General features: G+C 52.9%; 1 pseudogene. It reads left to right on the top strand.

Annotation, left to right across the window (positions count from 1 at the left end):
* Window positions 1–86 precede the first annotated feature (86 nt).
* Window positions 87–1041: pseudogene (gene istA / locus BHE85_RS16315) on the top strand (IS21 family transposase); the annotation flags it as partial.

Here is a 1041-nt window from a genome sequence, read left to right on the forward strand (position 1 = left end):
TGTCACGAACGGTGCAATAGTGATCCACACCCAACGCCTGAAATCAGATCCAGGGGGTAATCTGCTCTCCTGATTCAGGAGAGCTTATGGTCACTTTTGAGACAGTTATGGAAATTAAAATCCTGCACAAGCAGGGAATGAGTAGCCGGGCGATTGCCAGAGAACTGGGGCTCTCCCGCAATACCGTTAAACGTTATTTGCAGGCAAAATCTGAGCCGCCAAAATATACGCCGCGACCTGCTGTTGCTTCACTCCTGGATGAATACCGGGATTATATTCGTCAACGCATCGCCGATGCTCATCCTTACAAAATCCCGGCAACGGTAATCGCTCGCGAGATCAGAGACCAGGGATATCGTGGCGGAATGACCATTCTCAGGGCATTCATTCGTTCTCTCTCGGTTCCTCAGGAGCAGGAGCCTGCCGTTCGGTTCGAAACTGAACCCGGACGACAGATGCAGGTTGACTGGGGCACTATGCGTAATGGTCGCTCACCGCTTCACGTGTTCGTTGCTGTTCCCGGATACAGCCGAATGTTGTACATCGAATTCACTGACAATATGCGTTATGACACGCTGGAGACCTGCCATCGTAATGCGTTCCGCTTCTTTGGTGGTGTGCCGCGCGAAGTGTTGTATGACAATATGAAAACTGTGGTTCTGCAACGTGACGCATATCAGACCGGTCAGCACCGGTTCCATCCTTCGCTGTGGCAGTTCGGTAAGGAGATGGGCTTCTCTCCCCGACTGTGTCGCCCCTTCAGGGCACAGACTAAAGGTAAGGTGGAACGGATGGAACAGTTTTTACATCCCACTAATGACTCGCCTGCGCCCGATGGGGAGCACTGTCGATGTTGAAACAGCCAACCGCCACGGTCTGCGCTGGCTGCACGATGTCGCTAACCAACGAAAGCATGAAACAATCCAGGCCCGTCCCTGTGATCGCTGGCTCGAAGAGCAGCAGTCCATGCTGGCACTGCCTCCGGAGAAAAAAGAGTATGACGTGCATCCTGGTGAAAATCTGGTGAGCTTCGACAACCCC

It is taken from the genome of Shigella sp. FC1567 (genome assembly GCF_001743015.1).
GTDB classification, from domain to species: Bacteria; Pseudomonadota; Gammaproteobacteria; order Enterobacterales; family Enterobacteriaceae; genus Escherichia; species Escherichia coli.